13 protein-coding genes are annotated in these 26570 nt (G+C 71.5%); 7 read left to right on the top strand and 6 right to left on the bottom strand.

What is annotated here, in order from left to right; all coding sequences use genetic code 11:
- The first annotated feature begins 35 nt into the window (after positions 1-35).
- The 4 genes from ACIA77_RS08995 to ACIA77_RS08980 all read left to right on the top strand — a co-directional run bounded on the left by ACIA77_RS08995 (position 36) and on the right by ACIA77_RS08980 (position 18498).
- A complete protein-coding gene (locus tag ACIA77_RS08995) occupies positions 36-15383 on the top strand; it encodes a hypothetical protein (RefSeq protein ID WP_395885236.1) in 15348 nt (5115 codons plus the stop codon).
- Positions 15373-15897 carry a type VII secretion system-associated protein gene (locus ACIA77_RS08990; RefSeq protein ID WP_395885235.1) on the top strand — a complete coding sequence of 175 codons (525 nt, stop codon included), beginning with the start codon at positions 15373-15375 and terminating at the stop codon, positions 15895-15897. The genes ACIA77_RS08995 and ACIA77_RS08990 overlap by 11 nt, the downstream gene beginning before the upstream one ends.
- A 38-nt stretch (positions 15898-15935) precedes the next feature.
- Positions 15936-16829, top strand: a complete 894-nt coding sequence (locus tag ACIA77_RS08985; RefSeq protein ID WP_395885630.1) for an SDR family oxidoreductase — start codon at positions 15936-15938, stop codon at positions 16827-16829.
- Between the two features lie 229 nt (positions 16830-17058).
- Positions 17059-18498 (top strand): amino acid permease, encoded by a 1440-nt coding sequence (locus ACIA77_RS08980; protein ID WP_395885234.1) that lies wholly within the window; start codon positions 17059-17061, stop codon positions 18496-18498.
- A 43-nt stretch (positions 18499-18541) separates the two neighbouring features.
- Here ACIA77_RS08980 and ACIA77_RS08975 read toward each other — a convergent pair whose 3' ends face one another.
- From ACIA77_RS08975 to ACIA77_RS08955, 5 genes are read right to left on the bottom strand one after another with little or no spacing between them, the layout of a single operon-like run.
- Positions 18542-19072, bottom strand: coding sequence for a cysteine hydrolase family protein (locus tag ACIA77_RS08975; RefSeq protein WP_395885233.1), 531 nt, complete (start codon positions 19070-19072; stop codon positions 18542-18544).
- Positions 19069-20529 carry a purine-cytosine permease family protein gene (locus tag ACIA77_RS08970; protein WP_395885232.1) on the bottom strand — a complete coding sequence of 487 codons (1461 nt, stop codon included), beginning with the start codon at positions 20527-20529 and terminating at the stop codon, positions 19069-19071. The genes ACIA77_RS08975 and ACIA77_RS08970 overlap by 4 nt, the downstream gene beginning before the upstream one ends.
- A gap of 23 nt (positions 20530-20552) precedes the next feature.
- The gene (locus ACIA77_RS08965) at positions 20553-21476 is read right to left on the bottom strand and encodes a PfkB family carbohydrate kinase (protein ID WP_395885231.1); all 924 of its coding nucleotides are present in this window, start codon (positions 21474-21476) and stop codon (positions 20553-20555) included.
- Positions 21473-22462, bottom strand: a complete 990-nt coding sequence (locus ACIA77_RS08960; RefSeq protein WP_395885230.1) for an ADP-ribosylglycohydrolase family protein — start codon at positions 22460-22462, stop codon at positions 21473-21475. The genes ACIA77_RS08965 and ACIA77_RS08960 overlap by 4 nt, the downstream gene beginning before the upstream one ends.
- On the bottom strand, positions 22459-23160 hold the full coding sequence (locus ACIA77_RS08955) for a GntR family transcriptional regulator (protein WP_395885629.1): 702 nt from the start codon (positions 23158-23160) through the stop codon (positions 22459-22461). Before ACIA77_RS08955 ends, ACIA77_RS08960 begins: the two co-directional genes overlap by 4 nt.
- A gap of 143 nt (positions 23161-23303) precedes the next feature.
- On the opposite strand from ACIA77_RS08955, the gene ACIA77_RS08950 reads away from it, so the two are divergent.
- The 3 genes from ACIA77_RS08950 to ACIA77_RS08940 all read left to right on the top strand — a co-directional run bounded on the left by ACIA77_RS08950 (position 23304) and on the right by ACIA77_RS08940 (position 25144).
- Positions 23304-23726 (top strand): Hsp20/alpha crystallin family protein, encoded by a 423-nt coding sequence (locus tag ACIA77_RS08950; RefSeq protein ID WP_395885229.1) that lies wholly within the window; start codon positions 23304-23306, stop codon positions 23724-23726.
- 182 nt (positions 23727-23908) lie between these two features.
- Complete coding sequence (locus ACIA77_RS08945; RefSeq protein WP_395885228.1) at positions 23909-24544, top strand: hypothetical protein; 636 nt, start codon at positions 23909-23911, stop codon at positions 24542-24544.
- A gap of 390 nt (positions 24545-24934) precedes the next feature.
- On the top strand, positions 24935-25144 hold the full coding sequence (locus ACIA77_RS08940; RefSeq protein WP_395885227.1) for a hypothetical protein: 210 nt from the start codon (positions 24935-24937) through the stop codon (positions 25142-25144).
- 270 nt (positions 25145-25414) lie between these two features.
- Here the strand turns inward: ACIA77_RS08940 and dusB are convergent, their stop codons facing one another.
- The gene (gene dusB / locus ACIA77_RS08935) at positions 25415-26560 is read right to left on the bottom strand and encodes a tRNA dihydrouridine synthase DusB (protein ID WP_395885226.1); all 1146 of its coding nucleotides are present in this window, start codon (positions 26558-26560) and stop codon (positions 25415-25417) included.
- Between the last annotated feature and the right edge of the window lie 10 nt (positions 26561-26570).

The raw sequence follows: 26570 nt of genomic DNA, 5'->3' as shown, positions 1-26570 counted from the left end.
CGGAGGAATGGGGGAACCGGCGCGACACGGCGCCGGTGGCGCGGTTGGTGCTGGAGCGGTTCGATCCGAAGAAGGCGATCGAGCGGCAGTTCGGCGGGGAGGGGCTCAAGGGGGGCCAGCTGGAAGGCGCCGTGACGCACGTGCGGTACGACGTGCGCCGGTTTGAGGTGGCGGCGGGGGTGTGGGTGCGGGAGTTCACCGTGCCGCTCGAGGTCACGTCGTCGACGCGGTCGGTGTCGGGGGACGCGCGCACGCGGCTCGTGCAGGAGCTGCAGGAGCACCTCGACAACACGGTCAACCAGCACTACACGCTGCCCGGTGGCGACCAGCTCCACGTGCGGATCGACGCCCGCGTCACCAACGAGCCGGCCGACGACAGCTGGACGGCCGACCCGTCGCGCGGTGTTCCGGTCAACGTCCACGACGCCACCAAGGACAAGGGCACGCCGCGGACCAACCAGACCAACTGGGACGTCAACGACAACCCCACGGGGCTCACCCACGAGATCATGCACTTCGTCGGCCTCGGTGAGGGATACCGCAACCCCGCGCTGCTGTTCAACCGCACCGATCAGCCCGGCGTCATGGGCCGCGACGCCTGGACGGATTCGTCGCTGACCGACGACAACCTGGCCAAGATCGAGGACCTCTCCAACCAGGCCGTCATCCACGACCACCACCTCGGCGACCCCGCCGCCAAGCCGAACCGCCCGTACCGGCCGCCACCGTCCACTCAGGACCTAACCCCGCGACCGAACCTGCACACGCCGACGGAGGCGCCGAGCCAGCACGTCCAGATCAACGGCAAGGACGTCACCGTCGAGCCGGGGTCCACCGTCGCGCGAGACGTCTTCGAGCCGGCTCAGCACGAGTTGCTCGGCACGCACGGGCTCGAAGGCGTCTACGTCGGCCCGCGCGGCGACGGCAACTTCCACCTCGCCGTGCGCGCCAGCATTTCCGCGGACGCGCCCCGCGAGCACGCGCGCATCACCGCCGACCTCGACAACGCCCGCACGCAGACCGATCCGGATGCCCTCGCCACAGCCGCCAACGTCCGCGTGCACGTGCTCAACCCCGACGGCTCCTGGACCAGCCACGGCCCCGAGACCGGGCGCCCGGTGCACGTCGTCATGTCCACCGTGAACGGCCACGACACCTATTTTGGCACGAAGGAGAACGTCCACATCGGACGCGCCAAGGTCAGCTACCCCGGGCCCACCGCGCTGCTCGACAAGAAGGACGTGAAGCCGGGCCAGCAGTTCGACAAGGACAAGCGCAAGGTCCTGCACCGCGGCGAGTTCGAGGTCGAAACGATCCGCGGCGAGCAGTACGTGCGGATGTACACGGCCGTGCTCAACCCGGCGGCTCCGAACTCCGACCACAAGGACGTGCACCAGGACCCCGACGGCAAAGTCACCCCGTTCTCGGGCGGCAAGGGCGGCATCTTCTGGGTCGGCGGCGGCCGCCCGATGCGCGCGGTGCAATGGACGTCGAAGTACGAGACGGATCCGAACCTCAAGCCGGGGATGCAGCCGGTCCTGCGGTCGTTCCTCGTGCCGATCGACACGTTCACCAAGGTCAGCAAGGAAGCGACGGTCGAGGCGCTGTCGCAGGACAACACGCTCGCCGTGAACGTGGACCAGACCGGTGACGTGAACCAGTTCGGCCTGCGCGGCGAGCACTTCGAGCAGATGCAGCAGAACGCGCTCAAGGGCTCGCTCGTCACGTACGCCGCGAACCCGAACTACGACCTGCCGCACCTGGCCGGGCGCCGCGAGGACCTCGCCGACCTGCACACGCGGCTCGGGCTTCCACCGAACTTCCGGTCCGACGAGCTCGGCAAGGACAACGACCCGTGGTTCGAGTGGACGAAGGACAAGGGCGAGGACCGCAAGTACTTCCGCAACGACCCCGAGAGCCTGCGCGCGCTCGCTAAGAAGCTGTCCGATCTCTACCACACGCACCTCGAGCTGAAGGGTGGGCCGAACCAGGACGCCTACTTCGCGCCGACGGCCGACTCGATCCCGGCCGACAAGGGCGGCAAGAGCAAGCACGCCGAACCGAGCACGCGCGAGCAGCGCGAGCAGGACCTGAACGTCTTCCTCAACACGCGCGGCCCGGCCGGTTCGGTGATCAAGCAGCTCACCGACGGGATCGCCGGCACCCTCGGCGCGGACCTCGACCGCGGGCCGGACACGGTGGCACTGGACGGGAACACCGTGCGCGCCGCGGTCGTGACCGCGACGAAGAACATCGGCGGCACGCTGAAGGACGTCGTCAACAAGGAGTTCCGCGCGCTGCACACCAACCCGGTGACCAACTACGTTTCGGCGGACGCCAAGATCGAAACGATCGAGAAGATGCGTGAGGTGATGGCCGACACGGCCTTGGTCGACGCCATCGCCAAGAACACGGCAGAGCAGGTCGTCAGGTCCACTCTGGACTCGATCGGCGCGAACCGCGGCGTCGAGGGCCCCGGCGGGTTCCGGGAACGGCTGACCACCGCCGTCGAGAAGGCGGTGAAGGACCAGTTCACCGTCACCGACGGGAAGTTCTCCCCCGCGATCGAGGACGGCTTCGAGAAGAACCAAGGAGCGAAGAAGAACTACTTCGCCGGCAACCGGGCCGACGCCGTCGCGGCCGAAGTGTCCAACGCGCTCAAGAACGCCGAGCTCGACAAGCACGTGCAGGAGTCGGGGCTCGGCTTCGACCGGGACACGGTGAAGCGCCGGCTCTCCGAGGGCGTCCTGCCGGAGGCCGTCTCCGACGTCACGACCAAGAACCTCGTCGGTCTCGATCAGAAGCAGCTCCAGCACGAGTTCGAGAACGGCCTGGCCAACGCCGCGGCCAAGGTGCGCGCGAGCCTCGACACCGACCCCGTGCTGAAGTTCACGACCGAGGCCCAGCGCACGAGCCTCGCCGACCAGGCGGGACAGGTGCTCAACCCCGACACCGTCAAGGGGATCACCTTCACCCCCGTGACTCAGCGCGAAGTCGACGACTTCATGGCGAAGGTCCCCGACCACGCCACCCAGGCGGAGATCGGCGCGGCCATCGCGACGGACGAGAAGCGCGTGAAGGTCGACTTCAACACGCGCGAGAACACCTACGACCCCGCGGGCAAAGCGGTCGACTCGAAGACGTTCGACAACGACTACAGCGAGTTCTCCGAGAAGGGACACTTGCAGTGGCACCCGAAGGACCAGTTCGGACGCCACCAGGCCATCGGCGCCGGGCTCGACACCGTGATCGGCGACGAACTCGCCAAACCCGACGACCACCGCGGCGCCGAGCGGATCCTCGACCACCTCCTCAAGGAACTCGACGCGAAGAACCCCGACTACCACGATTCACTCCGGCGCAAGTTCGACGAGGTCGTGGCGGTGGCCGGCAAACACAACCGCTACCGCGTCGACGCGCGAGCGACCAAGCCGAACACCTTCGGCGAGCACGCGCAGATGGTGCTCAACCAGTACCTGCGCCTCACCCGCGGCGAACAGGACGCCGGCCGGTTCGTCTCCCGTGACACGCTCGCCAAGGCGATCCTGTTCCACGACATGGAGAAGCAGAACTCCAAGAACCAGTTCGGCGGCGGACAGGAGCAGCACGACAACGAACCGGAGCACCGCGGCGCGGTCGAGCAGCTGAACCGCCACGAGAGCCTGTGGGAGTCCGAACGCGACTTCCGCATCGCGCGTGCGATGGTCGACGCCGACCCGTTCGGCTTCTACTTCCGCGGCAAGGGCGGCGTCGACGCGAAGGCCGCGTACGACTTCATCACCAAGCTCGCGCACGACGTCGGCGGGCCCGCCGGCAAACCGGTGCGGGCGAAGGACGTGCGCACCCTCTTCACCGAGTTCCACCAGTACTACCAGGCGGATTTCTCGTCGTACTACGCCGACAGCCACTTCGTCCGGAACGGGAACGTCGTCAAGTACGGCGACAAGTCGGGCCTATCGGGGCTCAAGGAGTCGAAGCCACACGGCCCGCTTGTCACGACCGACAACGGTCACCGGTTCGAGTACGGCACCGAGTACGAGGCCAAGTACCAGGAGCTGAAGAAGCTCTTCGACGACGCCGTTGAGAAGGAAGAGGAGCGGGAGCGCACCCCGCTGACCGAAGACACCGACGGCGGCCCGAAAGACGGCGGCCCTAAGGACGGCGAGCAGAAGGACTCCGCCGACAAGGAATCCGACAAGACGGACGAGCCCGACACCCGCCCCCTCACTCAGCGGCTCCCCGAATACGCCCGCGACGGCCAGGCCCTCGGCGCCGTCGTCGCCACCGGTCACCAGGGTGTCCAGGACGTCGGCACCGCCATCACCCGCCTGGTCCACGGCATGGACCGCCGCGCGAACCCGCCGGTGATCGCGGGCCTGGACGCGTTCACCGGGACGCTCGACGGCCCCGGGTTCGAGTCGTTCCTCGGGCCGGGCCGCCGGTCGATGGTGCGGGTCGGCGAGAAGTGGTACGAGGTCCACGTCAAGGCGAACCTCGACGTGGCCGCGGTGACGGCCGACGACATCACGAAGCAGCCGCACCCGACGATCGGTGACGTCAACGACCAGAACCAGGCCACGCACGCCCAGGCGAGCAACGACACGGTCGCCAAGACGATCGGCACGTCCTACTTCGCGCTGATCCCACCCGGCGCGTACGTGTCCGTGGCGCCGACGGTGCAGCTCGCGACCGCCGCGCAGGTGCACACGTCCACGGTCACCGGGACCGAGCAGCGCGTGATCCGCTCGGCCGGCGACGTGGACAAGGCCGACGTCGAGGTCACCTACTCGATCACGGTGACCAACCAGGACGGCAACCTCACCGGCTCCACTGTGGACGGCCAGGTTTCGCTGCTGCTGTCGAAGGACCTGGGCAACCTCGAACCCCACGAAGCCAAGACCCCGGCGAACCCGAAGGCCGAGTGGGCGCAGAACATCGAGCTCCTCACGCCCGAGGCGGTGCTGCTCGACGAGCAGGGGCTGTTCGACAAGGTCAGCAAGCTGCTGCACCCGTCGGTCACGAAGTTCGGGGCGCCGGGGCGCACGGCGTTGCGGGAATTCGTCAGCGGCGGCGGCATCCGGGGTGCGCTGGGCAGCGCGCTGCAGGGCGGCCCGGTCGTGTCGAACGACCTGCTCAGCCCCCACGGCAGCCACCGCGACGCCGTGCAGCTGCAGGCGCGGCCGAAGGACGTCGAGCTCGTCGGCGTGGTGCCGGGCGATTCCGAGCTGCGGTTCAACGATTCGTCGGTCAACGGCGGCAGCACGGCGGTCTCGTCGAAGTCCGGAGCGGACCTCGTCGTGACGGTCGGGGGCGGCGCCTACCTACCGGGCAAGGTCGGCGGGCTGGTCGGCGTCACCGGGTCCCTGTCGTCGAAGGTGACGGAGACCGCGACGGCCGGGACGAGCGTTACCACGAAGAACACGGTCGAGGCGAAGGGCGACATCGGGCTCTACAAGGTGAAGGTCGACGTCGACGTCGTCACCTCCAGCGGTGAGAAGGAAACCGTCGAGGCCATCGCGTACGTCCGCATGGGCCTGCCCGAGGCGAAGGCCCAGGGCCTGCCGGTGCCGGACGGCACCCGCCCGAAGCTCAGCGACGCCGGCAGCACGCGGCACGAGCCGCCGTACCTGGCCGCGGCCGCCGCGGCGGGGCACGTGCGTGCGGGCTCGTTCAGCCCGGCCGCGAAGGTGCAGCCGCAGATCGAAACCGCGCTGCGCGACCGGCCGGGCATGGCGAAGTTCCTGCCCCGCTGGGACAAGTTCCAGAGCGACGAACGCAAGGGCTCGAGCCGCGACATCGGCGAACGGCTGGCGAACCTGCGCAAGCTCACGGCGGGGTTCTCGCCGGCCGCGCTGAAGTCCAAGATGGACAGTCTGCTCGGCCCGGGGGTTTCGGTGCAGCTCAAGCGCCGCGGGTTGTTCACCGACGAGTACCTCAACGTCACGGTGAAGGCGAAGCTCTCGCCGGGCCGCCACCTCGGTCAGGCCACGGGTCGTTCGGTGAAGGGCTCCGTCGCCGCCAGTCCGTCGATGTCCAGCGCGACGGCGGTGGACCGGAGCTGGTCGCTCGGGGTCGAAGGCCGGATGGTCGTCCCGACCGCGTCGCCGCTCACGCAGGTGAGCGTGAGCCCCGCGGTCGTGCCGGTGCAGTACAGCAGCGCGAACACCTGGAAGAACTCCGGCGGCCCCACCGTCACGACGACCTTCGGCACGAGCGGCAGCCCCGATGCGCAGGTGTTCGAGCACGATGTCGAGTTCGAAGTCGAAATCACCAGCTACACCCGCAACCGCCCGTGGGTGAAGCGCCTCACGCCGGGCTCGCCGTTCCGCGTGACGCCCAAGGTGTCCACCGTGGCCAAGACCGGTGACAAGGCGCTGCCGAAGATCTCCGGCAAGGTCGACCTGTGGGTCAACGACGGCTCGGCGCTCAAGAGGGACCCGAAGGACTTCCTTCCCGGCGACCCGGACGTGCGGGACCTGACCGGCACCGTCCCGGCCATCGACGACCTGCTGACCACCAAACCGGCGGCACCGCCGAAGTTCCTGCACGTCGAGGCCTTCACCGGCACCGAGGCCCTGCGCGACGCGGCCCTGCACCAGCTCGAACGCGCGGCCGACGGCGACGGGGTGCTCGGCCTGCCCGGCGGCGAGGCCCGCAAGCGCGTGGACCGCATGTTCTCACCCGAGACGTTCCGCAGCGGCCTGCCCAAGTTCCTGCGGCAGGGCGCGCGCTCGGGCGGCTTCCGCTACGAACGGCGCGTGGCCGACCGCGTCGGCGGCCTCGGCATGGACGTGTCGCTCAGCAACCCGAAGGTCGTCGCCGCGACGGACGCGGGCGGCAGCGAGACGACGTTCGCCGGCGGGGCGAAGGCCGGGTTCGAGCACTCGAACAAGAAGTCGCTCGAGGGCAACGTGCAGCTCGGCGTGACCATCCGCCCCGACGGCAGCAGCGCGCACGGCCAGGGCCAGATCTTCACCACGGCCAAGTGGAGCCCGTGGACGCGCACGTCGGGCAGCTCGAAGGAACTCGGCGCGAGCGTCGACCACGTAAGCCGCGCGAACGCGAAGGGCCGCACCGTGCTGGTGCAGTACGACGCCGACGTGCGGCTGGTCGCCGAGAGCCGCCAGGAGAGCGTGGTCAACGGCTCGACCTCGCGCGCCGGTGCCGACGTGAAGCTGCCGGGCGCGGTCTACGTGCGGATGACCGAGGACCAGGCCCGTGAGCAGGGCCTGCTGCCGAAGGTCGACGCGCGGACCGACCCGCCGGGCACGGTGGCGCCGCCCGCGCTCGTCGGCGGGCACTCCAGCGCGCTCGGTGCCGCGGTCGTCGAGGACGCGCCGGACCTGTCGCAGCTCATCCGCGACGCCCGGGCGAACCTGGGCCGCACCGGCGACAAGCTGCTGCCGAAGTCCGTGCTCGACGACTCGATGACCAACCTGCAGCGCACGCTCGACCTCGCCGCACCCGACAGCGTCACCTCCCTGGTGGACAGTGCGCTCGACGGCGGCGCGCCCCTGCTGCTGCACGACGCCGGCGTGCTGTCCACCGACACCTACCAGGTGCTGCTCAAGGCGACGATCACCAAGACCGGCTTCGCGGGGCTCGTCAACGACGGCGGCGAGGTCGACCACGTCGTGAACGCGACGACGACGGGCAAGCAGAACTCCGGCCACGGTTCGTCCTACGGCGGCCAGTTCCGGGGCGCGGGCCGCGGCCTGTTCCGCGACAACGACCCGGACGTCAGCGGCTACGAAGGCCTGCGGCTCGGCATTTCGGGTTCGAAGTCCAAAACGGACCAGACGGTGTCGTCGGTAGCCACGACCACGGCCATCAAGTCCTCGCAGAGCGGCCCGGCGGTGCGTTTCCGGCACGAGGTGAAGTTCGAACTCGTGGTGCAGCGCGGCGGGAAGACCTACCCGGTCACCGAGCAGACCACGAACGTGACCGTGCGCGCCGCGGCCGATGACCACAAGATCGCGACCGACGGCGGGCCCGCCCCGAAAGCCTTCAGCGCGAAGACCCGAGAGCTCACCGCCGTCGACCGCACGCCCGAGAAGCTCGCCGAGTGGCAAGCGCACGGCGTGGGAGAACTGCCGCCGTCGTCGCTCACCGAGGGGCTGCGCGGCTCCTCGGCCGTGCGCGCCGGCGCCGTCCGCGCCCTGCGGCTCGCGGGCGCGGGCTCCGGGCTCACCGATCCCGGCACCGGTGCGAACAACACGCTCGTCACGTCGCTGACCAACGAGGTGCTGCAAGCGCACCTGCCCGGCATGCTCAACGGCCCGCTCACCGCGCCGGACCTGCACGAAGGGTCGCTGGTCAAGAGCGGCCACGGGTCGGTGAAGGTGTACGCGCGGCTGGTCAGCCCGGACCTCACCGGCTTGAGCGACAGCGTGAAGCTGGAACGTTCGGACCAGAACACCGCGACGTTCACGGGTGAGGCCAAGGAGACGCTCAGCGGCGAGAACCAGTACCAGCCCGGTGTCGGCGGCGTGACGGACCCGAAGGACGCCTCGCACTCCTGGACCGGCGCCGACGTGCGCAACCCGGCTCCGCTGAGCGACCCGGCGGCGAGCGTCGCGGGCGGGCAGCGCTCCACCGTCGCGAAGCCGAAGGGCCGCAGCGGGCTCGTCGGGTTCGACGTCGAGTACCGAGTGGTCGCCGACCTCGGCGGGGGCCGCACGGCCGCGGTCGAGGTCAAGGTGCCGGCGTCGGCCGTGGTCCGCATGTCCGACGCGGACCTGGAGAAGCTGCTCGGCGAGGCGCTGCCAGACGCCATCACCCAGGCTCAGGACGCGGTCAAGGACGCGGCCACGGAGTGGCGCGAGGCCGAAGAAGCCGTCGAGCAGGCGCAGCGCGGCGCCGACGACCGCTGGCTCGACGAGCGCGACAGCGTGAAGACGCTGACCACGGACGCCAACCGGCTCAGCGTGCCGACCAACGCCGACCCGGTCGGTGAGCTGCGTCAGGCGCTCGCGGACGTGGAGAACGACGCGAAGAACGCGGGCCGCGAGCTGCGTGAGGGCAACGCCGAGATCATCCGGCTCAAGGACGTCGCCGAGCAGTCGCGGACGCTGGCCGCGATCACCGAGGCGGGTTCGCCGGAGCGGCAGCGCCTGCTCGACCAGGCGGCGCGCGCCCGGCGGGACGCCCAAGCCATCCGCGACAACCAGCCGGCGCTCGTGCAGCGCCGGCAGGACGCGCAGGACCGCGCGGCGCGGATCGCGAACGTGCTCGACGAGCACCGCCGCGACCACGCCGACTTCACCTCGCTGCGTGAAGATTCGCTGCGGCAGGTTCGGGAAGCCCGGGCGAAGGCCGACGAAGCCCGGCAGAAGTGGTGGCGGGCCAAGGAGGAGGTCGACTGGCGGCTCGCCACGCACCGGTGGCCGACGCCGAAGATCGAGTCCCGCTTCGACCCGCGGTTCGACCCGGGCCAGAAGACTCCGGCTCCGAAGCCTCCCGATTCCAAGGTCCCCGTTTCCCGGTCCACTGTGGACACCACGAACAAGGCGAGCACGTCGAACCAGCGCGACGTCGTCGAAGCGCCGGACGCGGAACCCTCGACCACGATCTCGGGCTGGGACACCGCCGCCGATCGCCCGTACGACTTCGACGTCGCCGAGATCGAACTGCGCCCGGTCACCGACGCGTCGGGCAAGGTCGTCGCCGTGTCGTTCCTGCCCGCGGCGGAGAAGACGTCGAGCGTGGAACACGACTGGCTCGCCCACAACTCCGGTGAGGTCAGCAGCCTCGACGAGGGCGTCACCTCGAAGACGCTCGACCCGGTCGTGGCCGAGGCGCGCGAAAACGGCACCCGGCCGGACCTCGGCGGCCACCGCTTCGGCGAGTGGGCCGGCAAGTCCCCCGCGCCGTGGGACGGCGACTCGTTCTTCGTCTTCGCCCACGGCAAACCGCAGTCGGTGAAGCTGACGCTGCTCGGCGGCCGCACCGTTCGCGTCGACGGGGACACCTTCGCGCGGATCGTGGCGCGGTCGGCGCCGTTCGCGCAGGCCGGACCGAAGTCGTCGGTCACGCTCATCGCGTGCAGCACCGGCCAGGCCGACGAGAACGGCGGCGTCGCCCACGACTTCCAGCGCGCTCTCGCCGGGCTCGGTGGCCCGGCGACCGTGCACGCGCCGACGAAACCCACGCTGTTCGGCCGCGACACCGCGACGCTCGGGCAGGGACTCGGCTCGACCGGCGCGTTCACCGCGGTCACCGACGGCGGGCACTTCCGCACGTTCGGCGGCCGGCCGGAGGACACCGCGCTCGCCGGCCTCGTGCGCGACCTGGCCGGCACCCACCTCGCCGAGCCGCCGGCCGGACCGATCCCACTGGCGGACCCCGAAGCGACGCGGGCGCTCGCGTCCACTGTGGAGCGGCAGCTCGCGGACACCGCCGCGAGGACGGGGGAACTGCGGCTCGTCGACGTGCAGGACCTCGTGGCCCGCCACGAGCGGCCCGACGTCATCCTCTCCGCCGTGCTGACCCGGCTGGCCGAGCGGGGCGTGGCGGTGCACAGCGTGGTCGACGCCCGCCGCGACCCGGACACCGGTGTCTGGACGCGGGTGCCGGCCGCGCGCGGCCTGGTCACCGTGACGGGCAAGGGCACGTGGCACGACGGCGAGCTGTCCCGGTCCGCGCGGCTCAACCCCGCGTGGAGTGCCGGCCCGGCGCGCGAACCCGTTCGCCCGCGGGCGGACGCCGCGCACTACGCCGAGACGCTCGCCGAACACCACCTCGACGGCGAGCCGGCGCCGCCCGTCACCGTCCCCGCGGACCACGTGGACCGGTTCATGGCTGAGGTCACGCAGCACCTGGCCCACCTCGGCTTCGGCGACCTGCGGTTCGACGGCCTGGTGCACGCCGATCACCCGCGCTTGACCGGCGAGGTCGTCGGCGAACCCGGTGTCACGGTCGACTTCGCGCCGAGCGCGGTGACGACCACCGTGCTGACCGACCACACCGGCGCCGCGCGGGGCCTGACGTTCCTCGAACCCGCCGAGGCGGCGAAGGTCCGGACCTGGCTGCGGCAGACCGCCGGGGAGAACCTCCTCGTCGAGGCCGATCCGGACGAGCTGCGCGCGTTCGCCGCCGGACGCAGCGCGGACCTGCGCGGCCGGGGCCCCGGCGAGGGCGGGATCCGCGTGCTCACCCCGTGGGCGAACGAACTGGCCCAGGGCCGCACGTTCCTCGTCACCGGCCACGGCGAGGAGACGCGGGCCAAGGTCCTCGTGCCCGGCCCGGATGGCCGGCCGCGCGCGGTTTACGTCGACGGCGAGACGCTGGCGCGGATCGTCACGGCGGCGCCCGAGTTCGCCGACGCGGACCCGGACTCGGTCACGCTGTTCCAGTGCGGCGCCGCCCGCCGGCTCGCCCCAGGCGGGCTCGCGTACGACTTCCACACCGCGCTCGAAGCGACCGGCGGCCCGGCGATCGTCCACGCGGCCACCGACTCCGTCCTGGCCAACCACCGCGACGACAGCCCGGACGACGAACCGTCGGCCCCGCTCTTCGGCGCCACCGACGACGCCTTCACCGCGGTCGTCCGCGGCGGCCACTGGGAGACGCTCGGCCGCCCGCACGACGCGGACGCCGTGGTCGCCGAACTCACCGACGCGCTGCTCAAGGGCTGGCACTACGCCCCGGCCGACCCCGCCCCCGGCCCGATCCCGCTCAGCGACCGCGCCGCCACGCTCGCCCTGGCCGCCGAGGTCGTCAACGCGGTCTACGACGGGCGGTCGCCGGAAGAACTCGCCGAGGTGGCCGGCCGGCACCAGGAACCCGACCTCGTCACCGCGGTGGCCAACGCGTACTTCACGGCGACCGCCGCGCCCGAGCTGGTCATGCCGGAGCAGGGCCCGCCGTACGAGTCGGCGGAGCGGCTCGCGCAGGACCTGCACGCGGCGGCCGCGGATCGCACACCGCCGGACGGGGAGGCGCCGCTGCTCGGCCCGGACCTGTTCGGGCTGCTCCGCGCGCCGGAACCACCGGACTTCCTGCGCGGCCACGACTACCGGAACCTCACCGCCGCGCAGGGTGTGCTGCTGCTCAACACCCTCGACCTGACCGCCGACGAGCGCCCGACCGCCGAGACCACGGCGCCGGCGAACCTGCCGCACGAGGCTTCGTACGCGCTCGAGCAGGAACGTCCCGACCACCAGCTCACCGCGTGGGCGCCGGGCGAGGTCGACCCGCTGCCGAAGGTCAGCGAGACTCCGCTGCTCCTGCACGCCATCTGGCTCGGCGGCCCGCTGCGCGACGCCGGCACGATGCAGACTTTCCGCGCCAACTTCGGCTCCGCGGCGCAGCGGTTCACGGGCAACGTGCTGTCGGTGCTGTGGACCGACGTCCCGCGGTGGCAGACCGACCTCGCGCGGACGACCGTGCCGCCCGCCGAAGGTCCGGACCCGCTCGCGGACGTGCGCGACTTCGTCGCCTGGGCGCAGCTGCACAACGTGCACCTGGTGAACGTCGACGAGGTCTTCACCAGTGAGCACCCGATGCTGCTGCAGGAGTTCTACAACTCCGAGACCGCCCGCCGGGCCGGCCCCGGCTACGCGGCGGCGAGCGACATCCTGCGCATGGAGCTCATGCACCGCTTCGGCGGGCTCTACACCGACGGCGACAACGTGGTGCAGGGCCTCGACGACCTCGTCACCGCGGCGCACTCGCCGCAGGGTTACGTGACGCACCGGCAGGGCCAGAAGGTCGCCAACTCGGCGTTCGCGATGCCGAAGGGGCACCCGTTCGCGCGCGCCTACCTCGACCAGCAGCGCGAGAACTACGGCAAGACCCAGCGGAACCTGATGCCCGAGGGCGCCCGGACGCTGCCGCAGGCGTTCTTCGCGACGCCCCACGGGCGCGTGCACCGCAACTCGATCATGTACCGCACCGGGCCCGAGGCGCTGAGCCAGACCGCGCGCCGGATCGGCCTGGCGAACGCGCACCAGCTGCCGGAAATGGCGTCGGTGCTCATGAACAGCGACGCCAGCTGGCTCAAGCCGCCGCCCGCCGGCGAGGCGACGCGGCCGCAGCTCGGGCGGGAGGACACGCTGGCGCTCACCCAGCGCGTGGTGCAGACGCTCGTGCGGGGCCTGTACAACCGCAACGGCGACCTGCACCTGACCGCGGTCGAGCCGGCCGTGCGCCGCCACCCGGACCCGGACCTCGTGTGGCACGCGGCGTTGTCGTTCCTGGCGGCGGACCCGGACCTCGCACCGCTCGTGCGCACGGTGACCGACCGGCACACCTACACCGGCGACACCCACGACGTCCAGCTGCCGCCCGCCGCGCGCGCCCTGCTGGACATCGACGCGGACCGCGTGCACCACGCCCTCGGGGAGGTCCAGCACACGGCCACGCTGCGCAGCCCGGACGCCGTGCTCGTGTCCGATGTGGACAACGACGTCGAGCGCGGCGCGCACGACCTGGCCCGGTCGCTGGCCGCGCAGAACGGGTCGCCGCTGCCGCCGATCCACGTCACGGGGTCCGGTCCCGACGGCCGGGCGCGCGCCCGCGAAGCCGCGCGGGAGCTGGCGGCCCACCTCGGCCGGACGCTGGGCGATCGCGACCTGCTGGCGCGCGTGCCGGTGAAGATCCGCGCGGCCGACGGGCCCGCGGCCGGGGTCACCGTGTCGTTCCGCCCCGAGCACGGCGCCGCGGTGGAGTTCACCCTCGGTGCCCCACGGGTGCCGGAACCGCCGGTCGTCCCCGGTCTCGACGGCAAGCCTTACACGGATTCGCCGTCTTCCTTCGACGGTTACCGCGGTGGGGAGTCCACTGTGGTCACCGCGACCTTGCTCGACGGCAGTGGCGAGCTGACGAAGGCGGCCGATCGGCCGCCGACGCTCGTGCTCGCCCGGGGCGCCCTGGCCGACGGCTTCACGCGGCAGCTGCGCTCGCACGGCACCGACCTGCCGGCGTACGCCGAGCCGGTCGCCCTGCCGGATGCGGTCGTCGACACCTACCCCGCCGTGTCGTACCTGGTGGCGGGCGACCTCGCGGTGACGGCCGACGATCGCCGGGCGATCGAGGAGCTCGTCCGCACGGCCGAACTCGACTGGTGGTACCGGCCGGACCCGCCGGCCGGCCCGGTGCGCTTCGACGACCGGGCCGGCACGCTGGCCCTGCTCGGCAACGCGGTGAGCGCGCTGCGCCGCCCGTTCCGCTCCGGCACACCGGCGCTGGACTTCACGGCCGCGGCCGAGAGCGTGCACCGGCACGAACGGCCGGACCTGCTGTGGACGGCGGTGCTGGAGCTGGCGCCGCGCGACGCGCGGTTCGTGCTCGACCGGCGGCTCGTGGCCGGGCGCTGGCAGCACGTCGAGCTGCCGGAGTCCGCGCGCGAGCGGTTCACGGTGACGGGCAAGGGCGTTTGGCGCGACGGTGTCGTGCTGCGGCCGGTGCGCCTCGGCGCGCAACCCGGCCCGGCGGCCGACTACAGCGTCGAGCCCGTGCCCCTGCCGCTCGACGACACCGTCGCGCGGTGGGTCGCGGAGTCCACTGTGGAACGTACGGCGGACGGCCTGCCCGCGCCGCGCGTCGAGGTGAGCGGACCGGCCGAGGAACGGGCGCGGTTCATCGCGCGCGTCCAGGCCGCGCTGGCCGAGCTGACGCCCGCCGGCGTCACCCCGCACGCGGCGGCCGACCTGGTCGTCGCTGGTCGTGGCGACACCGCGGGGGTCACGATCTCGCTGCCGGCCACGCCGGTGCCGCCGACGCTGCCGCCCGCCGCGAAGGCCGCCGCCGTGGGGCTCGAAGAGGAGTTCATGCTGCTACAGCTGCACGGCGTCGCCGACACACTGCTCGCCAAGTCCGGCGTGGGCGCCGACGTGCTGCTGGACCTCGCCACCGAGGTCGCGCACGGCACCGGCGCCGGCGAGGCCGCCGACGCCGTCGAGGTCCTCGACCGCCACGGCGCCCTCGACGCGGCGTTGTCCGCGAAGGGCGGCCGGGCGCTGCTGCGTGAGCAGTTCCGCCGGCTGCTCGGCGCGGCGGACGCCGAGACCTACGCGAGGGACCTCGCCACGGCGCTGCGGGCGTTCGCCGGGGAGAAGGTGCCGCTCGACGTGCTGCGCGAGGCCGTGCGCGGCGCGCTCGAGGGCTGGCGCGGGGCGCCGGGTACGTTCGAGGGGCGCGTGGCGCGGACCCGCGAGACGCTGTGGGTGCTGCGCCGGTTCGGCGTCGTCAACCTGGCGTGGCTGCAGCGGTGGCGTACCGCGGAGCACATCCGGCAGTACGCCGAGCGCATGAAGGACCAGGCGAAGCGGCAGGACGAGCTGCTCACCGAGGTGGCGGAGGCCGAGGACGCGTTCGTCGCGTCGGTCGCCGAAGCGGGAGCCGGACCCCGGAGCGGAGGAGACCACGGCGATGGCGGATGACCAGTGGGTGCTGCTCGTCGACCCGGCTTGGCAGCCCGCGGCGACCGAGGACGGTGCCGAGGTGCCCGCGCCGCCGCTGCCCGCGGTCGTCGGCGGCTGGCTGGCGCGTGAGGACGGGTCCGTCGGCCGGTTCGAGGCGAACCCCGCGTACGAACCGTCGGGCCCGGGTTCGCCGACCGACCCGCTCGACGCCGTGCTGCGCCTCGTCGCTCGCGGCGAGGCCGGTACCGACCAGCTCGCGGCCATCCTGCGCGAGTCGACCGTGGCGCTCGCGCTGGACGTGGACGACGAACCGCTCGTGGCACCGTCGCCGGACAACATCCCGTGCGTGCTGGCCACGACCGCGCCGGCGCACCGCACGCGGGTGCGCGCGGCCGGGTGGCTGCCCGCGGCCGTCACCGATCTGCCCGCGCTGCTCGAGTCGCGCGACGGCGTCGACGTGCTGGTCAACCCCGGTGCGCCCGGCTGCACCCGGCTGCCGGCCGACACGATCCGCGACGCTCTGGGTGGCTGAGCGCTCGATCGGGTGTCACACTCGGACTCGTGCCCGATTTGCGCGATCGCGTTGCGGTGGTGGCCGGGTCGACGCGCGGCGCGGGCCGGGGCATCGCGGCCGCGCTCGGCGAAGCAGGCGCCACGGTGATCTGCACCGGCCGCAGTAGCAGCGAACGCGACGGCCACTCCGACTACGACCGCCCCGAGACCATCGAGGAGACGGCCGCGCTCGTCACCAGCCTCGGCGGGGTCGGTGTCCCGCTGCAGGTCGACCACCTCGAGCACGAACAGGTGCGCGTGCTGGCCGAACGCGTCCGCCGCGACCACGGCCGGCTCGACGTGCTGGTCAACGACATCTGGGGCGCCGAACGCCTCAAGGGCGGGCCCGCCGACTGGAACACGCCGATCTGGGACCACGACCTCGACGACGGCCTGCGCATCCTGCGCCTCGGCGTCGAAACGCACCTGGTGACGTCGCACTACCTGCTGCCGCTGCTCGTCGAGCGCCCCGGTGGCCTGCTCGTGGAGGTCACCGACGGCACGGCCGCCTACAACGCCGACCAGTACCGGATCTCGGTGTTCTACGACCTCGCGAAGGCCTCGGTGAACCGGCTGGCGTTCTCCCAGGGCCACGAGCTCGCGCCGTTCGGCGGTACGGCCGTCGCGGTGACGCCGGGCTGGCTGCGTTCGGAGATGATGCTGGAGAACTACGGCGTCACCGAGGAAACCTGGCGCTCGGCGCTGGAGCCCGACCGGCCGGGCGGCCTGCCGACGGCCCCGCCGCCGTTCGCGGAATCCGAATCGCCGCGTTACGTGGGCCGCGCGGTGGCGGCGCTGGCCGCGGATCCGCAGCGGGCGCGGTGGAACCAGCACTCGGTGACGTCGGCGCAGCTCGCGCGCGAGTACGGCTTCACCGACGTCGACGGGCGGCAGCCGGACAGCTGGGCCTGACCGTCCACTGAAGACTCTTCGCGCCGACGGCGCGAAAGACTCGCCAATTCCGGGAAATTCGGGCACCACCGCCGATTTCCGGGTGGCCCAGCTCAAATCAACCCTAAGTTATCGCCGCTTCCGTTGCGTCGCACTCGCGTTCGCCGACATCATGATCAGGCGCGACACAGCGGTCGGCCGGCCCCTGCGTCACGACCCGCACTTCTTCTTGTCAGAACAGGGGAATCCCATGTCGAACCCGTCGGGGCAGGCCGTCGCGGAGCCGCCGGACACGGCTTTCGCACACGAGGAAACCGGGTACCACAAAGGGCTGAAGAACCGTCAGGTCCAGATGATCGCCATCGGCGGCGCCATCGGGACCGGCCTGTTCCTCGGTGCCGGTTCCCGGTTGCACAGCACCGGACCCGCGCTCGCCGTGGTGTACGCCGTCGCCGGGATCATCGCGTTCTTCGTGGTCCGGGCGATGGGTGAACTGGTGATGCACCGCCCGTCTTCCGGCTCGTTCGTCTCGTATTCGCGCGAATTCCTCGGCGAGAAAGCGGCGTTCTTCGCCGGCTGGATGTACTTCCTGAACTGGGCCACGGCCGGTGTCGCCGACGTGACCGCGGTCGCGAAGTACACGCAGTTCTTCTGGCCCACCCTGCAGCAGTGGATTCCCGCGCTCATCGCGTTGTTCGCGATCCTCGCGGTGAACATGGTGTCGGTGAAGCTGTTCGGGGAACTGGAGTTCTGGTTCGCCGCGATCAAGGTGCTCGCGCTCGTGGTGTTCATGGTCGTCGCGATCGTGGTGCTCGTGACGCGCCACCCGGTCGACGGCGTGGTCACCGGCCCGAGCCTCATCAGCGACAACGGCGGCCTGTTCCCGACCGGGTTCCTGCCCGCGCTGCTGATCCTGCAGGGTGTCGTCTTCGCGTACTCCGGCGTCGAGATGGTCGGCGTCACCGCCGGCGAGACCGCCAACCCGCGCAAGGTGATCCCGAAGGCCGTGAACTCCGTCGCGTGGCGGATCGGCGTCTTCTACGTGGGTTCCGTGCTGCTGCTCGTGATGGTGCTCCCGTGGACGGCCTACAAGAGCGGTGAAAGCCCGTTCGTCACGTTCTTCTCCAAGCTCGGGATCCCCGCCGCCGGCGGCATCATGGACCTGATCGTGCTGACGGCTGCGCTGTCGAGCGTGAACTCGGGCCTCTACTCGACGGGCCGCATCCTGCGTTCGCTCTCGGTCGCCGGTTCGGCGCCGAAGTTCACGGCGAAGATGAGCAAGAGCGGCGTGCCCTACGGCGGCGTGCTGCTGACTGCCGCGGTGTACGTGCTCGGCGTGGTGCTCAACCTCGTGGTGCCGGGTGAGGCGTTCGAGGTCGCCCTGGAGTTCTCGGCGCTGGGCATCATCGGCATGTGGTCGATGATCGTCATCTGCCACCTCGCGATGACGCGCAAGGCCGCGCGCGGCGAGCTCGAACGGCCGAGCTACCGGCTCCCCGGCGCGCCCTACACCAACTACGTGACGCTCGGTTTCCTGTTGCTGGTCCTCACGATGAGCTGGTTCGGCGGCACGACCGGGCAGATCCTCATCTACAGCCTGCCCGTCCTGGCCCTCGTGCTCATCGCGGGCTGGCTGGGCGTCCGCGGCCGCGTGCGGCGCCTGGCGGCGGCGCGGGTCGAGGAGAACTGATTCTTCTGGGCCTCCGGCACCCTCCCCGCCGGAGGCCCAGTCGCTACCCGGCGAGCATCTCGTCGGTGGTGGCGACGTTGACGAGCGGGCCGTAGAGCCGGAGGATTTCGAGCGTTCGCTCGTGGCTCTCGTCGGAAACACCCGCGCACGCGTCCGCCACCACCGTCACCGGCGCGCCCGCATCGGCGGCGGCCAGCGCGGTGGACAGCACGCAGCAGTCGGTGGAGACGCCCGCCAGGACGAGCCCGCCGTCGCCCGCGAGGGCGGCGAGTTCGGGAGTCCACTTGCCGAAAGTATTCGAGTCCACGGTGGACTCGACCGGAAATTCGTCGATCACTGCGTAGGCTCGGGAATCCGCGGGCTGCAAGGCGAACGGCCACTGTTCGTAGTACTTCACCCACGCCCCGGCCGGCTGCTCGGGCGCCAGGAACCGCGTGAACGCCACGCGCGCGCCGAAGGCGCCGACCAGCCGCCGGATCCGCGGCACGATCTCGGCGAACCGCGGGGTGAACCACTCGCTGTCCGGCTCGCCGAAGATGTTCTGCAAGTCGATCACCGTGAGGAGCGGCTTCACGCCGCGGCCTCCTGCGCGCGCACGCGGGAGCGGCCGAGCAGCACCGTCACCACGAAGCCGAGCACGAGTGCCACCAGCACGCCGAGGTTCGCGAACGCCCACGAGCCCTCACGCCCGCCCAGGCCGAACGGTGCCAGCAGGTAGCCCTGCCAGTGCAGCCAGCCCGCCGACGCGTTGGTGACCAGGCCCCAGCCGAGGGCCGTCGCGACGACAACGAGGGCGATCGGGCCCCAGCGGACGTCGCCGTAGCGGCCGCGGCGGTCGTAGAGGTCGGCTTCGGCGTAGTCGCGGCGGCGCAGCAGCACGTCGGCGAGCATCACGCCGCACCAGGCGGCGACGGGGACGCCCAGCGTCGTCAGGAAGCCCTGGAACTGCCCGAGGAACGTGCCGCCGAAGAAGACGAGGTACACGGTGCCGGCGATCATGATCACGCCGTCGACGAGCGCCGCGGCGTAGCGCGGGATGCGCAGGCCCGCGGACAGCAGCGACAGGCCCGACGAGTAGATGTCCAGCACCGCGCCACCGACCAGGCCGAGCACCGCGACAACCGCGAACGGCACGAGGAACCAGACCGGCAGGATCGTCGTCAGCGCGCCGATCGGATCGGCCGCCACGGCCTGGTTCAGCTCGGGCGAAGAACCGGCCAGCAGCAACCCGAACACCAGCAGCACGAGCGGGGCGACGGACGCGCCGAACGTCGTCCACCCGATCACGCCGCGGCTCGACGCCGGGCGCGGCAGGTACCGCGAGTAGTCGGCCGCCGCGTTGACCCAGCCGAGGCCGAAACCCGTCATCAGGAACACGAGCGCGCCGATGAACTCCTGCGCCGAACCGGCGGGCACCGCGCTCACCGCCGTCCAGTGCACGTGGCCGGCGACCAGCACCACGTAGACCACGGTGAGGATCCCCGTGATCCAGGTGATCCACGTCTGCACGCGCATGATGACCTCGAAGCCGAGCACGCCGCTGAGCACGGTCAGCCCGGCGACCACGATCAGCGCGACGACCTTCGTCGTCGGGCCGCCGCCCCAGCCGAGGCGTTCGAACACGGTCGCGGTGGCCATCGTCGCCAGCGCGGTCAGCACCGTTTCCCAGCCGACGGTGAGGATCCACGAGATCGCCGACGGCAGGTGGTTGCCGCGCACGCCGAACGCGGCGCGCGAGAGCGCCATCGTGGGTGCGGAGCCGCGTTTGCCCGCCACGGCGATGAAGCCGCACAGCAGGAACGAGAACACGATCCCGAGCACCCCGGCGATCGTGGCCTGCCAGAACGAGATGCCGAACCCGAGCGCGAACGAGCCGTAGCTGAGCCCGAGGATCGACACGTTCGCGCCGAACCACGGCCAGAACAGGTCCCGCGGCCGGCCGTGGCGGTCGGCGTCGCCGATCACGTTGATGCCGTGCGTTTCGACCTTCAGCTTGCCGCTTTCGGGTGCCCGCGCTTCGGTCCTGGCCATGGCGACCGCCTATCCGGACTTGTTCAGACCTGTTCAGTTCGACCGTAGGAGCCGCCGGAGCCGGCGTCAACGTCCCGCCGGAACCGCGCCAGGTGCTCGCGCGTCGGGGCCGTGGCGGGTCCGCGTTTGGTCACGGAGAACGCGGCGGCGGCGTTGGCGGTGCGAGCCGCCTCCGGCAGATCTCGGCCGCGCAGGAGCTCGGCGGCCAGGACACCGCAGTGGGTGTCACCCGCGCCGTTGGTGTCGACGGCGGTGACGGGGAAGCCGGAGATCCGCCTGGTCTGGCCGCCGTGGTGGAGCACGCAGCCGGCGGGGCCGTCGCGGACGATGACGGTCCTGCGGCGGGCGAGCACGGCGACGTCGAGGGCTTCGGCTTCACGCGCGTTGCAGCTGAGGATGTCCACTGTGGACATCAGCTGTGCGAGGTCTTCGGGGTCGAAGCTCGTCACGAGCGGGCCGGGGTCGAACAGCACGCGCGAGCCCGGCAGGTGGGGCAGCCAGCGCAGGAGGGCGTCGCGGTTGGTGGCGTGCAGGAGGCTGTAGCCGGTGACGTAAACGAGGTCCCCGGGCTGCGCGACGACGCGGGCGAGCTGGTCGGCGCGCAACCGGCCCTCCGCGCCGGTGCCGGTGGCGAACGTCCGCTCGCCGTCCGCGTCGACGAGCGCCACGACGACGCCGGTGTCGCCGCTGGCCGTCGGTTCGTGCGCGACCGTGATGCCTTCGGCTTCGAGCGCCGCCCGCACGAGGTCGCCGAAGCTGCCCGTGCCGTGCGTGCCGGCGTAGACGACGTCGGCGCCGGCACGGGCGGCCGCGGCCATGACGTTGAAACCGCCGCCGGGCAGCAGGTTCGTCGACGTGGCCAGCACGTCGCCCCCGCGCGCGGGCAGGTGCGGCACGCCGAGCACGAGGTCGACCACAACCTGTCCCGTGTGGATCAGGCGGCTCACGGGATGGTCCGGCGCAGGGTGACGAGGCCGTCGACGAGCGGGCCGAGGTCGAGCCGGTTGAGCCGGACGACGGTGTTGCCCAGCTCGGCGGGGATCTCCTCGCCGCACGCGCCGAGCAGGGCCCCGCAGATCGCGGCGACCGTGTCGGTGTCGCCGCCCAGCGCCGCGGCGGTGGGCAGCGCGTCGGCGGGGTCGAGCACTTCGGCGAGCGCGAAGGCGGCGACCACGGATTCCTGCGCGGCCACGGACGTCCCGATCACGTCGGCCACGGCGTCGTCCAGCTCGGAACGGCGCAGGCCGCGCACCCAGTCACGGGCCCAGCGCAGCCGGGCGGAGATGGCCCCGCCCGCGCTCCAGTGCCCATTCGCCGCGCCGAGGGTCGCGGCGTGTTCGGCGAAGTCGAAGGCCTCCATGCGGTTCGCGCCGTCGACCCCCGCCGACACCGCGGCGGCGACGGCGGCCGCGGCCGCGAGGCCGAGGGACGTGTTGTGGGTGACGCGCGCGGTCTCGGCCACGGTGTCGACGAGCGTGGCCAGGTCGTCCGGCGGGGTCGCGATGCCGACGGGCGGCACGCGCATGGCGGCGCCGTTGGTGGTGCCGGTGCGGCCGGCTTCTTCGGGTGGGACGCCTTCTTCCAGGAGCTGGAGCGCTCGTTTCGTCGACGGGCCGAGGAGATCGGCCGAACCGCGGGTGATCAGGTCGGCCTCCCACGCGAGCAACGCGTCGGCGAACACGCGCGGATCGACGTGGCCACCGCCGTCGACGAGCAGGCGCGCGAGCAGCAGGGCCTGTTCGGTGTCGTCGGTGACCGAGCCCGCCGGCAAGCCGGGTGCGATGGGCTGGGCGGCGACGGCCTGGCGGAAGCCGGTGATCTTCCCGTAGGCCGCGCGGATCTCGGCGCGCGACATCGACTGCGTCGGCATGCCGAGCGCGTCGCCGACCGCGAGACCGGTCAGCGCGGCGAGCGCGCGGTCGCGGGGGCTCATGGGCGGCCGAAGGTGAGGTGGAAGCTGAAGCGCCCGGGGTCGAGCAGGCTCACGACGTGCTCGACCAACGCGCCGTCGGGGTCGACGGACGTGCGGGTGGCCTTGAGGAACAGCTCGCCGGCGGGCCGGCCCAGCAGCGCGGCGGCGCCGGCGTCGAGGGGCTGGGCGGTGATCCACTGGTCGCCGCTCGCGGGGTGGCGGCCGGCTTCCTCCAGGGTCGCCGTGAGGGAGCCGTCGACCAGGCCGCGGACCGGCAGGTCGGCGAGGGTGCCGACGGCGGGGACGGTGGCCACTTCCAGCGAGATGCCGCGGGAGTGCTCGTCGCGGCGCAGGCGTTTCACCAGGATGAACTTCGGGACGGCGAAGCGGCGCGTGAGCTCGGCGTCCTCGACCTCGGTCAGGCCCAGCAGCTCGGTGGTGACGGGCGACCCGGTGTCGGCGAGCGCCCGCGCCCAGCCGGCGCGCTGGTCGAGCGGCACCCCGTCGAACGTCACGAACGACCCGACCCCCGCGTGCGTCGCGATGAGCTCCTGCTGCTGCAGGTCGGACAGCGCGCTGCGCACCGTCCCGCGGCTGACCTGGTACTGCTCGGCGAGCTCGTGCTCGCCCGGCAGCTGGGCGCCGTGGACGAGGCGGCCGGAGCGGATCCGGTCGGCGAGGTCGCCGACCAGCTTCTGCTTCTTGCCGCCTACGTACATGTACATACCTGTACACCCCCACGCTACCCTGATTGTGATTTGAGTCATTCGGGAACAACTAAGTTGAGTCAGTCGTTAGCAACTTCGTAAGGTCCGGTCAGCCGCCGAGGAGCTGATCGAGGCCACCTGAAGGAGGAACCAAGATGTTGATCCGGACCGACCCGTTCGCCGAGTTCGACCGCCTGACCCAGCAGTTCTTCCGCGGACAGCCGACCAGCTCGCCGCGGACCATGCCGATGGACGCCTACCGCTCCGGTGACGAGTACGTCGTGCAGTTCGACCTCCCGGGTGTCGCCCGCGAGTCGATCGACGTGAGCGTCGAGCGCAACGTGCTGACCGTGAAGGCCGAGCGCGCCGCCGCTTTCGGTGAGGACGCCCGCGTGCAGGTTTCCGAGCGCTCCCGCGGCAGCGTTTCGCGCCGCCTGGTGCTCGCGGACACCCTCGACACCGACCGCGTCGCCGCGGAGTACGTCGACGGTGTGCTGACCCTGCGCATCCCGGTCGCCGAGAAGGCCCAGCCGCGCAAGATCACCGTGGGGGGCGAGCCGCAGCAGCTCGAGAACTGACGCTCTTCAGGCTCACCGCGGCCCCGCCGGCCCGATCGGACGGCGGGGCCGAACCGTGTCCACAGTGGATTTCTTTGGCGTGATCGGGACCACATTGGGGCCGTGAACCGGCTCCGGGGTGAGCGCCGTGTCGAGGGTGTCCGGCACCGAGTCGCGGAGCCAGCCACCACTCGGAGAATCCCATGCTGCGCAAGACTGTTCTGTCCCTCGCCGCCTTCGGCGCCCTCGCCGGCGCGATCTTCGGCGGTGCCGGCACCGCCCTCGCCGCTCCGGCTTCGTCCGGCGCCAGCGGCATCCTCGACTCGGGCACCCACTTCTCGGAACCGAAGGGCTCCCAGGGCATCAACGGCGACGAAGGCCAGTGCATCACGGTGAACATCCCGGACACCGGCTCCCTGCAGCACTTCGACGGCACCATGACCCTGTGGACCGGCGCCGGCTGCAACACGGGTGAGGCCGCCGTCCTCACCGACAGCGTCGCGGACATCCCGGCCACCTTCGGCGCCCAGTTCGCCCACGTGCAGTCCATTTACCTCGGCGACAACGCCCCGCCGGTTGCGGGCGCGAGCGCCATCCTGGACTCCGGCAAGAACTTCTCGGAACCCCAGGGCTCCCAAGGCATCGGCGGCAACGTCGGCGACGTCGTCAACGTGAACATCCCCGCGTCCGGCTCCATTCAGTTCGTCACGGGCACCCTCACGCTGTACACGGGCCCCGGCGCCACGGGCGACCACCTGGTCGTGACCGAGGACGTCAAAGACCTGGCAGCGCTGGGCTTCGGCCACGTCCAGTCGATCGTGATCGGTGCGGCCGCCTGATTTTGCTTGCGCGGAAAGGCCATCCCGAGTGGTTCGGGGTGGCCTTTCAGTCTTTGGGGGGTGGCCCATCGCGGCACAGGGGAGGACCGTTGGCGCTCGAGCACGACGCCTGCGCTCGTGAACGCACCCTTCCAGCAACCGTTCCCGCCCTACGGTGCGCGGAAGTAGCGACGACGGCAAATACGGCGCTGCACCCCTGCCGAACTGCGACGAGGTCGCGGGCCGGATCGGCGATCTGCCGGCGAAGAGTTATGAGCAGAAGATCGGCCGGGGCTGGGTGTGCCACTTCTCCGATGCGGGAGCGGGCCTCAGCGTCGATCTCGAGGTGGACGTGAGCACCGCGCAGCAGGAACGCACGGGCTTCGACGCCGTCGCCTCAACGGGGCGTACGTGCGCGACCCGGCGCTGCACCTGGGTGAGAGCGCGGCCTGGGAACTGGCTCCCACCGGACGGTCGTGCGGTCTGTTCGTCCTCGATAGCAACGCGAATTTCAAAGTCGGCATCAGCGACTGGTCGGCACCCAAAGACGACGTGGAGGGCTGTAAGGCCAGGGCTGCCCTCGCCGCGCAGGAGTTCTACTTGGCCGCGCAGCCGCACTGAACCAACGCACCAGCCCCCACTTATCCACAACCACCTGTGGACAACCTGGGGATGACTTGTGGACGACCGCCAAACCCGCAGGTCAGGGCTTCCGCCGCGATGATCCGGTGCGCCACGGTCAGCAGCTTCAACGGGGGACCGTCCGGCCACCAGTGCCTGACTTCCGCGATGCCCCACCCCGTCGCCGATGATCCAGCGCGGCTTGACGATGTCTCCCTCGACGTAGCGCGTCGAGCAGCGCAGGGCCGTGCGAGGTGGAGAACGGGCGGATCAGCCGCCCGAATGCATGTCCTCGGCTTCGGGGACGCAGTCGTCGTCGGGGTCGTCGAGCCAGCCGTGGGGCAGCGTGACCTTGCCCGGCGAGCCCTGCCGGCCGCGCGGGCCGGTGGCGGCCTCAGGGAAGGGCGCGTCGTGGTCGAGCTGGGCGATGAGGTCGTCCAGCTGCGCCATGGAGGACAGCATCGCGAAGCCGCGGCGCAGTTCGGAGCCGACGGGGAAACCCATCAGGTACCACGCCATGTGCTTGCGGATGTCGCGCATGGCCTTGTCGTGGCCGTCGTGCTCGACGAGCAGTTCCGTGTGGCGCCGCAGTACGCGCGCGACCTCGCCGAGGTTCGGACCGGCCGGGATCTCGCGCCCCTGGAACGCCGCCTCGAGCTCCCCGAACAGCCACGGCCGCCCGAGGCAGCCACGGCCCACGACGACCCCGTCGCAGCCGGTCTCGGCGACCATGCGCAGGGCGTCGTCGGCGGAGAAGATGTCGCCGTTGCCCAGCACCGGGATGCTGGTCACGGCCTGCTTGAGCTCGGCGATCTTCGACCAGTCGGCCTGGCCGGAGTAGCGCTGCGCCGCCGTGCGCGCGTGGAGGCTGACCGCCGCCGCGCCCTCGGCCTCGGCGATCCGCCCGGCGTCGAGGAACGTGCGGTGGTCGTCGTCGATACCCACGCGGAACTTGACCGTGAACGGCACCCCCGCCTCGGCCGCGGCCTTCGCGGATTCACGCACGATGTCCGCGAAGAGCCGCCGCTTGAACGGCAGCGCCGCCCCGCCGCCCTTGCGCGTCACCTTCGCGACGGGACAGCCGAAGTTCGAGTCGATGTGGTCCGCGAGCCCTTCGCCGACGATGATGCGCACGGCCTCGGCCATCGTCTTCGGGTCCACGCCGTACAGCTGCATCGACCTGGGCTTTTCGTTCTCGCCGAAGGTCATCATGTGCATCGTCCCGGGGTGCCGTTCGACGACGGCCCGCGCGGTGATCATCTCGCACACGTAGATGCCCGCGCCGTACTCCTGGCACAGCTGCCGGAACGCGACGTTCGTGATCCCCGCCATCGGCGCGAGCACGACCGGCGGATCGACCTGGTAGGGGCCGATCTGCAACGCGGGCTTGCTCAAGGTGGCGGTCACGTCCTCCATTGTCGCTTGT

Source organism: Amycolatopsis sp. NPDC051903, from assembly GCF_044452505.1.
GTDB lineage: Bacteria > Actinomycetota > Actinomycetes > Mycobacteriales > Pseudonocardiaceae > Amycolatopsis.
This window is presented reverse-complemented; position numbering and strand designations above follow the sequence as displayed.

Coding starts and splice junctions, on each gene's coding strand:
- ACIA77_RS08990 (WP_395885235.1), top strand. CDS start 15,373: ATGGCGGATGACCAGTGGGTGCTGCTCGTCGACCCGGCTTGGCAGCCC.
- ACIA77_RS08980 (WP_395885234.1), top strand. CDS start 17,059: ATGTCGAACCCGTCGGGGCAGGCCGTCGCGGAGCCGCCGGACACGGCT.
- ACIA77_RS08970 (WP_395885232.1), bottom strand. CDS start 20,529: ATGGCCAGGACCGAAGCGCGGGCACCCGAAAGCGGCAAGCTGAAGGTC.
- ACIA77_RS08960 (WP_395885230.1), bottom strand. CDS start 22,462: ATGAGCCCCCGCGACCGCGCGCTCGCCGCGCTGACCGGTCTCGCGGTC.
- ACIA77_RS08955 (WP_395885629.1), bottom strand. CDS start 23,160: ATGTACGTAGGCGGCAAGAAGCAGAAGCTGGTCGGCGACCTCGCCGAC.
- ACIA77_RS08950 (WP_395885229.1), top strand. CDS start 23,304: ATGTTGATCCGGACCGACCCGTTCGCCGAGTTCGACCGCCTGACCCAG.
- ACIA77_RS08945 (WP_395885228.1), top strand. CDS start 23,909: ATGCTGCGCAAGACTGTTCTGTCCCTCGCCGCCTTCGGCGCCCTCGCC.
- dusB (WP_395885226.1), bottom strand. CDS start 26,560: ATGGAGGACGTGACCGCCACCTTGAGCAAGCCCGCGTTGCAGATCGGC.